The 8,539-nt window shown below is 72.0% G+C and carries 7 protein-coding genes; 4 read left to right on the forward strand and 3 right to left on the reverse strand.

All coding sequences use genetic code 11. From position 1 onward, the window contains the following. Window positions 1-183: 183 nt before the first annotated feature. Complete coding sequence (locus tag ABT116_RS36065; RefSeq protein WP_351642876.1) at window positions 184-1,866, reverse strand: DHA2 family efflux MFS transporter permease subunit; 1,683 nt, start codon at window positions 1,864-1,866, stop codon at window positions 184-186. A gap of 111 nt (window positions 1,867-1,977) precedes the next feature. Here ABT116_RS36065 and ABT116_RS36070 point away from each other — a divergent pair, with 111 nt between their 5' ends. After that, window positions 1,978-2,592 carry a TetR/AcrR family transcriptional regulator gene (locus ABT116_RS36070; protein ID WP_351642879.1) on the forward strand — a complete coding sequence of 205 codons (615 nt, stop codon included), beginning with the start codon at window positions 1,978-1,980 and terminating at the stop codon, window positions 2,590-2,592. Window positions 2,593-2,671: 79 nt separating this feature from the next. Here the strand turns inward: ABT116_RS36070 and ABT116_RS36075 are convergent, their stop codons facing one another. Continuing rightward, window positions 2,672-4,069, reverse strand: a complete 1,398-nt coding sequence (locus ABT116_RS36075) for a cation:dicarboxylate symporter family transporter (protein ID WP_351642882.1) — start codon at window positions 4,067-4,069, stop codon at window positions 2,672-2,674. A 197-nt stretch (window positions 4,070-4,266) separates the two neighbouring features. Here ABT116_RS36075 and ABT116_RS36080 point away from each other — a divergent pair, with 197 nt between their 5' ends. The 3 genes from ABT116_RS36080 to ABT116_RS36090 all read left to right on the forward strand — a co-directional run bounded on the left by ABT116_RS36080 (window position 4,267) and on the right by ABT116_RS36090 (window position 7,647). Next, window positions 4,267-5,940, forward strand: coding sequence for a sensor histidine kinase (locus tag ABT116_RS36080; protein ID WP_351642885.1), 1,674 nt, complete (start codon window positions 4,267-4,269; stop codon window positions 5,938-5,940). Then, window positions 5,937-6,626, forward strand: a complete 690-nt coding sequence (locus ABT116_RS36085) for a response regulator (RefSeq protein ID WP_351642889.1) — start codon at window positions 5,937-5,939, stop codon at window positions 6,624-6,626. Before ABT116_RS36080 ends, ABT116_RS36085 begins: the two co-directional genes overlap by 4 nt. 100 nt (window positions 6,627-6,726) lie before the next feature. Beyond that, a complete protein-coding gene (locus tag ABT116_RS36090) occupies window positions 6,727-7,647 on the forward strand; it encodes a zinc-binding dehydrogenase (RefSeq protein ID WP_351642892.1) in 921 nt (306 codons plus the stop codon). A gap of 344 nt (window positions 7,648-7,991) precedes the next feature. Here ABT116_RS36090 and ABT116_RS36095 read toward each other — a convergent pair whose 3' ends face one another. Then, window positions 7,992-8,450: a PPOX class F420-dependent oxidoreductase gene (locus tag ABT116_RS36095; protein WP_351642895.1), complete on the reverse strand. Its 459-nt coding sequence runs from the start codon at window positions 8,448-8,450 to the stop codon at window positions 7,992-7,994. Between the last annotated feature and the right edge of the window lie 89 nt (window positions 8,451-8,539).

Raw genomic sequence — 8,539 nt, forward strand, 5'->3', positions numbered from 1 at the left:
CGGCCGGCCCCGAGCGCCCCCCGCGATGCCGCCCGCCCAGAGCACCCCTGGGATCCCGCCTGCCCGGAGCGTCCCTGGGATCCCGCATGCCCGGCGGGCGGGCGGTTTCCTGCGCACGGCCGAGGGAGTGTCCGTGAAGCCCCGCCTGCCCGGCGAGCGGGCGGGCGGGGCTTCCGGGTGGCCCTACCGAGATCCGGCGGACTCCAGTTCCCTGCTCTCCTCGTTCTCTTCGGCGGGCTCGGCCACCGCCTTCTCCTTGCCGGGCAGCAGCAGAGCCACCACCACGGTGCCGACGCCCAGGATCACGGCCCCGATCAGGCTGGTGTGCGCGACCGCGTCGGAGAAGGAGGACCCGACCGCGTCGGCCATCTGCCGTGCGCCGCCGCCGAGTTGCTCGGCCTGCGCCCGCAGTCGCTCCGCCTGCTGGGGGTCGCTCGTGTGCGCGGCCTGTTCGGCGAGCTGCCGGGCCTTGTCGCCGATCCCCTGGGCGACGGCGTACCCGGCCCCGACGGAGTCCTGGGCCGTGGAGAGTGAGGAGGCGGGGAGCTTGCTGCCGGCCGTCGCGTCCGAGAGGTGGCCGGAGTACGAGGTCGCCAGCAGCGAGCCGAGGATGGCGATGCCCAGCGAACCGCCGAGCTCCAGCGACGTGTCGTTCACCGCGCCGCCGACGCCCAGCTTCGACTCCGGGAACGCCCCCATGATCGCGTCCGTGCAGGGCGACAGCGCGAGTCCGATCGACAGACCGAGGACGATCAGCGGTGCGACGAAGTCGCCGTACGACGCGCCGGAGTCCACCTGGGTGAGCAGGGCCAGGGCCGCCGTGCCGCCGACCATGCCGGCCGTGACGGTCCACTTCATGCCGACCCGGGGCGTGAGGAAGCCGGTGAGGGCGGCCCCCACGAACACGGCACCCGCCAGCGGCAGCATGCGCAGGCCCGTGTCCAGGGCGTCGTAGCCGAGGACGAACTGGAGGTGCTGCGTCAGGTAGTAGAAGGCGCCGAAGACGGCCAGGAAGAACAGGGCGACGGCGAGGTTGGAGCCGGCGAAGCCGCGGTTCGTGAAGCGGCGGACGTCGAGCAGCGGGCGCGGGTGGCGCAGCTCCCACAGGACGAACGCGACGAGCCCGGCTCCGGCGACGACCGCGGCGGTGAGGGCCTTGACGCCCCAGCCGAAGTGCGGCCCCTCGATGATCATGTAGACCAGCGCGGCGATCCACACCACCGACAGCAGCCCGCCGCCGTAGTCGATGCGACCGCGGTCCGCGGCCTTGGACGGCGGGACGAGGACGAAGGCGCCGGCGAGGGCCAGGACGGCGACGGGGACGTTGATGAGGAACGTCGACGACCAGCCGTGGTTCTCCAGCAGCGCCCCGGCGACCAGCGGTCCGGCCGCGATGGCGAGTCCGGCCGTGGCGGTCCACAGGGTGATGGCCTTGGCGCGTTCGGCCCTGGGGAAGGTCGCGGCGAGCAGGGACAGCGTGGCGGGCATGATCATCGCCGCGCCCGCACCCATCACGGCCCGGGCGGCGATGACCGTCGCGGAGCTGTCGGCGAGGTAGCCGAAGACGGAGCCGCCCGCGAACACGACCAGGCCGAGGACGAGCGCGCCCCGGCGGCTGTACTTGTCGCCGATCGCGCCGAGCAGCAGCATCAGCGCGGCGTACGGGACGGTGTAGCCGTCGATCACCCACTGCAGGTCGGCGCTGGACAGGCCGAGGTCCTCGGTCATGGCGGGCGCGGCGACGGTGAGGGCGGTGTTGGCCATCACGATGATCAGCAGGCTGAGGCAGAGCACGAGGAGTGCCCACCAGCGGCGCGCGTAGGGGCGGTCCATCCTCTCGGCCGGTTCGTTCATGACGAGTCGCATGGCAGGGGTCGCCTTCCCAGCTCGTAGTTGCACATGGGTGTGCATTTACACAACGCTGTGCAATCTACGCCGTTGCACAGCGCTGTGCAACTCAATGAGGGAAGGGGCACAATGACGTCCATGACCACGGGAACCAGCCGCGCCGACGCCAACCGCCGGCGCATCCTCGACGTCGCCCTCCCCGAGCTGCTGCGCGACCCCGACGCGTCCATGGACCAGATCGCACGGGCCGCGGGCGTCGTACGACGGACGGTGTACGGGCACTTCCCGAGCCGCGAGGCGCTGATCAGCACGCTCGTCGACGAGGCCGTGGAGGCGCTGTCGGCCGCGCACGCGGCGGGCCGCGAGAACGTGCGGGAACCGGCGGAGGCGGTGGCGCGCTCGGTGCTGGCCGTGTGGGAGATCGCCGACCGCTACCGGCTGCTGGTCGCCCTCGCCCAGCGCACGGTCACCATGCAGGGGATCCGGGAGCGGCTCGCCCCGGTCCGGGACGCGAGCATCGGGCTGCTGCAGCAAGGGCTGGACGAGAACGTCTTCAGCTCACCGCTGCCGGCTCCGGCCCTGGCGTACGTGCACGAGCAGATGCTGTTCGCCGTGATGGAGGCCGTGAACGACGGCCTGCTGGCAGCGCGAGAGGCGGGCCGCTGCGCCGCGGTCACCGTACTGACCGCGGCGGGCGTGCCCGCCTCGAAGGCCACCGAGCTGGTGGCGAAGCTGAACGCGTGAACTTCTCGATGTGGGGACCGGGCGGCTGAGCGACGGGGGGACACCCAGCCGCCCGGATTCTGCGGGGGCGGCGCGGCCGTCAGGCCTTCGCCAGCTCCTTCTCGCCGCCCGGCTCGGGCACCTCGGCCTCGACGTGGTCGTCGACCGGGCCGCCGTGGCCGTCGTCCAGCAGCGTCTTCTCGTCGAAGGGCAGCTGACCGGCCAGGACCTGGCCCACCCGCTCCTTGTCGATCTCCTTCGTCCAGGTGCCGATCAGCACGGTGGCCACGGCGTTGCCGGCGAAGTTGGTCAGGGCGCGGGCCTCGCTCATGAAGCGGTCGATGCCGACGATGAGGCCGATGCCGTCCACCAGGGCCGGCTTGTGCGACTGCAGACCGCCGGCCAGCGTGGCCAGACCCGCACCGGTGACACCGGCGGCGCCCTTGGAGGCGACCAGCAGGAAGAGCAGCAGCGGGATCTGCTCACCGATCGACATCGGCGTACCCATGGCGTCGGCGATGAACAGCGAGGCCATGGTCATGTAGATCATGGTGCCGTCGAGGTTGAAGGAGTAGCCGGTCGGGACGGTGATGCCGACCACCGGCTTGCTGACGCCCAGGTGCTCCATCTTCGCGATGAGCCGCGGCAGCGCGGACTCGGAGGAGGACGTGGACAGGATCAGCAGGAACTCCCGGCCCAGGTACTTGAACAGCGTGAAGATGTTCAGACCGGAGATCACGCGCAGCAGGGCGCCGAGCACGATGAAGACGAACAGGAAGCAGGTCACGTAGAAGCCGAGCATCAGCACGGCGAGGCTCTTGAGCGCCTCCAGACCGGCGGAGCCGGTGACGGCGGCGATGGCGCCGAAGGCACCGATCGGGGCGGCCCACATGACCATCGCGAGGATGCGGAAGACGAGCCGCTGGATGTGCTCGATGCCGCGCAGGATCGGCTGGCCGGCGGAACCCATGCCCTGGAGCGCGAAGCCCGCGAGGAGGGCGATCAGCAGGGTCTGGAGGACCGACTCGTTGGTGAAGGCCGACACGATCGTGGTCGGGATGATGCCGAGCAGGAACTCCGTGGTGTCCTTGGCCTCGGCATCGACCTGCGCGTGACCAGCGTCCTTGATCGCGTCGGTCACCGCAAGGCCGGTGCCCGGCTCGAGGATGTTGCCGACGACCAGGCCGATGCCCAGCGCGACGAGCGACATCACCATGAAGTAGCCCAGCGCGATACCGCCGACGGCACCGACCTTGGCGGCCTTCCGTACCGAGCCGATGCCCAGCACGATCGTGCAGAAGATGATCGGCGAGATCATCATCTTGATCAGGGCCACGAACCCCGTGCCGATCGGCTTCAGCTCTTGCGCGAAGTCCGGAGCGGCCAGACCCACCGCGATACCGGCGGCGACCGCGATGATCACCGCGATGTAGAGATAGTGCGTGCGGTCCCGCTTGGGTTTGCGTGCGGCAGGTGCCGTATCGGCTGCGCTGGTCACGGCGGCCCTCCTTGACGACGTCGTCGGCATCACCGGCGTGCGGCTCACGTCCGGGGAGACTCCGGGAAACTCGGGGAAAACCGAGCGGGGCTCCCGGAGATGCGTTATGGGGAATGCCGTGACTATGTCCTTCTCTGTGAGCGCGGTCACCCTTCCGTTCATTTAGTTCACAATCAGCCACGAGGCAGACTGACGACATGCGCTTCACCGTCCCCGGTCCCCGCAGTCTGGCGGGCCAGCTCTTCGCCATGCAGGCCGTGCTGATAGCGGTCGTCGTGGCCGGATACGCGCTGTTCTCCTACGTCAGCGACCGCAGCCAGGCGGAAGAGGCCGCGACCCGGCAGGCCAGGGCGGTGGCGCGGTCCGTCGCGGACTCCCCGTCGGTGCTGGCGGCGACCCGCACCCCCGACCCGACGGCCGAGCTCCAGCCGTACGCGCTGAAGGTGATGCGGGACACCGAGGTCGACTTCATCACGATCATGGATCCGCGGGGCATCCGCTGGACGCACCCCGACCCCCGGCAGATCGGCCAGACGTTCCAGGGGCACACCGAGCGGGCCCTGAAGGGCGAGACCTTCACCGAGACCTACACGGGCACGCTCGGCCCGTCGGTCCGCGCGGTCACGCCGATCCAGGACGGCGACAGGGTGGTCGGCCTGGTCAGCGCGGGGATCCGGGTCGAGCAGATCACCCAGCGGGTCCAGGACCAGCTGACGGCCCTGCTCGGCGTCGCGGCCGGCGCGCTGGTGCTGGGCGCGGTCGGCACGTACGTCATCAACGCCCGGCTGCGCCGCCACACCCACGGCATGAACGCGACCGAGCTGAGCCGGATGCACGACTACCATCAGGCCGCCCTGCACGCCGTGCGTGAGGGGCTGCTGATGCTGGACGGGCAGTACCGTGTGGCGCTGATCAACGACGGAGGTCGGGAGTTGCTCGGCGTGGCCGGGGACGTGGTGGGCAGGTCGGTGGCGGAGCTGGGGCTGCCGGCCCCGCTGACGGGTGCCCTGCTGGCGTCGGAGCCGCGGGTGGACGAGGTGCATCTCACGGCGTCCCGGGTCCTGGTGATCAACACCTCGCAGGTGTCGGGCGGCGAGCGGCGCGGTACCGTCGTCACCCTGCGCGATGTCACCGAACTCCAGTCGCTGATGGGCGAGTTGGACTCCGAACGGGGCTTCACACAGGCGCTGCGCTCGCAGGCGCACGAGGCGGCGAACCGGCTGCACACGGTGGTCTCGCTGATCGAGCTGGGCCGGGCGGAGGAAGCGGTGGAGTTCGCGACGGCCGAACTGGAGCTGGCACAGGCACTGACCGACCAGGTCGTGGCGGCGGTGAGCGAGCCGGTGCTGGCGGCGCTGCTGCTCGGCAAGACGGCCCAGGCGAACGAGCGGGGCGTGGAGCTGATGGTGTCGGAGGACAGCAGCCTGGACGACGGTCTGCTGCCCGAGTCCCTGCCGGCGCGGGACCTGGTGACCATCCTCGGCAATCTGATCGACAACGCCGTGGACGCGGCGCAGGGCAGCGTGCGGGCCCGCGTGACGGTGGCGGCCTACACGCGGGACGCCGGTGACGCCCCGGAGCTGGTGCTGCGGGTCTCCGACACGGGCCCCGGCGTGGACCCCGAGCACGCCGAGGCGGTCTTCCAGCGCGGCTTCTCGACGAAGCCGGCGGGCCCTGGCGGGCGGGGACTCGGGCTGGCGCTCGTCCGTCAGGCGGCCCAGCGGCACGAGGGCTCCCTGACGGTCGCGGAGGCCGACGGGGGCGGCGCGGAGTTCGAGGTACGGCTGCCGCTGCGGGAGCCGGGAACGCCGGCGGACGCCGTGCCCTCCGGGGCCGCCTCGGTGGCCAGAGGCACTGGAGGCGACGCATGACGAGCAGCGAGAAGGCCATCCGCGTCCTCGTGGTGGAGGACGACCCGGTCGCCGCCGACGCGCACGTCCTGTACGTCGGGCGGGTGCCCGGGTTCGTGGCCGTGGGCAAGGCGCACTCGGGCGCGGAGGCCCGCCGGGCCCTGGAGCGCACCCCGGTGGACCTCCTCCTGCTCGACCTGCACCTGCCGGACGGGCACGGACTGCACCTGGCCCGGTCCCTCAGGGCGGCCGGCCATCACGCGGACGTGATAGCGGTGACGTCGGCCCGCGACCTGGCCGTCGTACGCGAGGGCGTCTCACTCGGGGTCGTGCAGTACGTCCTGAAGCCGTTCACCTTCGCGACCCTGCGCGACCGCCTGGTGCGCTACGCCGAGTTCCACGCGGCGGTCGGCGAGGCGAGCGGCCAGGACGAGGTGGACCGGGCGCTCGCGGCCCTGCGCGCGCCGGGCCCGGCCGCGCTGCCCAAGGGGCTGAGCGCGCCGACGCTGGAGCGGGTGACGGTGACCCTGCGCGACAGCGCGGAGGGCCTGACGGCCGCCGGAGTCGCCGAGACCGTGGGCATCTCCCGCATCACGGCCCGCCGGTACCTGGAGCACCTGGTCGACGCGGGCCGCGCCGCGCGCCGCCCGCAGTACGGCACCGTGGGGCGACCGGAGCTGCAGTACCGCTGGGTCACGGGGCAGTGACGGTTCGTCAGTCGTAGACCCTGGGCGGTCAAGGGCTGGACGGGAGCGGGAAGTTCTCGACCATGACCGCTGTTACCTCTCGACAACCGAGGGGGAAGACATGTCTGTTCGTGCTCTGGTCGTCGATCCGTCCGCACCGGCCGCCGTACGTCTGGGTGAGGTCGCCGAGCCCGCACCGGGACCGGGTCAGGTCCTGGTGGAGGTGTCGCACGCCTCGTTGAACTACGGCGACCTCAACGACGCCCGGTCCGGGCGGGTGCCGGAGGGAGCGGTACTCGGTTCGGACGCGGCCGGCGTGGTCGTGCAGGCCGCGGCCGGGGGAACCGGGCCGGCGGTGGGCACGCGGGTGGTGGCCCTGACCACGGGGGCGTTCGCCGAGCGCGTCGCGATCGACGTGGGTGCGCTCGCCGAGGTGCCCAAGGGCCTCGACCTGGCGAAGGCGGTGGCCCTGCCGGTCGCCGGAGTGGCGGCGCTGCGCTCCCTGCGGTCCGCCGGGCTCGGACCGGGTAAGAGGGTGCTGGTCACCGGGGCGTCCGGCGGGGTCGGCAGGTTCGCCGTGCAGCTGGCGACCCGGTCCGGTGCCCATGTGATCGCATCCGTGGGCTCGGCCGCCCGCGCCCAGGGGCTGGCCGAGGCGGGCGCCGACGAGGTGCTGATCGGGCTGGAGGGCCTTCGGCGTCCGGTGGACGTGGTCATCGACAGCGTCGGCGGCCCTCAACTGGTCGCGGCCTGGGACCTGCTGGCTCCCGGGGGCAGCGTGCAGAGCGTCGGCTGGACGTCCGGGGAACCGGCGGTCTTCCCGCCGTACGCGACCGTCGGCCCGGCCAAGTCGCTGTCCTCCTTCGTCATCGAGGGCGACGTGGGCGCGGATCTGGCCGTTCTCACCGAGCTGACCGCCGAGGGGTCCCTGGCCGTCGAGACCGGCTGGCAGGGCCCCTGGGACCGGTTCGACGAGGCGGCCGAGGCCCTGCGCGGACGACGCATCCGCGGCAAGGCGGTGCTGGAGGTGACAGCCCGATGACGCGGGCCGGGGAGGGCCCGGCCGGCAGGGTCATTCGGTCGGACGGTCACACGGGGCCGGACGATCACACATGGGCCGGACGATCACACCTCGGCCGAGTCGCCGCACACGCCGGAGGGGCATGTCCCACGCAGACCCTTTCGGAACCCGCCACGTACCGGCACCCGACCCGAGCCCCCGATCACGGAGGGCCGCGAGGGCCGCGCGTCGGGACAACGCCCGCCGGCGCGCCCCGGCGAGACGTGCCTCGCCGGGCGCTCCGCTGATCGACCGCCCGTGGGTGAGGGTTCAGCCCGTGGGTGGCGGTTCAGCCCGTGCGATGGCGGTTCAGCCCTGGGTGAGGATCAGCCCGCCGTCCCCTCCGGCAGCACGCCCGCCCGGAACGGCTCGACCCCCTCCAGCCTCCGTACCCGCGTCGGCTCGATCAGCAGCATCACCCGGCGCTCACCCGGCAGCAGCCACGGATACCGGTCCTCGCCGAGGTACTTCCGCGCCAGCCGGTCCATCGCCCGCTCCGCCTCCTCGCCCTCCACGAACCGGACGACCCTGCCCCGGATCTCCGCCCGGTCGTAGGGGTTCACGGGGTCGTGGTGCGACAGCGAAACGTACGGATTGCGCCGCAGGTTCTCCTCCTTCACCCGCCCCACCGAGGTGTTGACCATGACGTACTCCCCTTCGATGTCCGCCCACATGGGCGACACCTGAGGCGCTCCGTCCGCCCCCACCGTCGCGAGATGCCAGAAGTTCGGCGCGAGAAGACGCTCGCGAATATGCCCGTTGAGCTTGCCGTTCACGTGAGTCACTGCCTTTCCGGGTCCGTGATCATCGAGCCCCGGCGCCATCCTCGCCGCGCCCGCACCCCCGCCGACAGACGATCTTCAGCCCCCGTCGA

Origin of the sequence: Streptomyces sp. NPDC002130 (assembly GCF_040296465.1) — a bacterium.
Lineage (GTDB): Bacteria > Actinomycetota > Actinomycetes > Streptomycetales > Streptomycetaceae > Streptomyces.

Bases quoted from the DNA above. Each gene is read 5' to 3' on its own strand.
- ABT116_RS36080 (WP_351642885.1), top strand. From the start codon at position 4,267: ATGCGCTTCACCGTCCCCGGTCCCCGCAGTCTGGCGGGCCAGCTCTTC.
- ABT116_RS36085 (WP_351642889.1), top strand. From the start codon at position 5,937: ATGACGAGCAGCGAGAAGGCCATCCGCGTCCTCGTGGTGGAGGACGAC.
- ABT116_RS36065 (WP_351642876.1), bottom strand. From the start codon at position 1,866: ATGCGACTCGTCATGAACGAACCGGCCGAGAGGATGGACCGCCCCTAC.
- ABT116_RS36070 (WP_351642879.1), top strand. From the start codon at position 1,978: ATGACGTCCATGACCACGGGAACCAGCCGCGCCGACGCCAACCGCCGG.
- ABT116_RS36090 (WP_351642892.1), top strand. From the start codon at position 6,727: ATGTCTGTTCGTGCTCTGGTCGTCGATCCGTCCGCACCGGCCGCCGTA.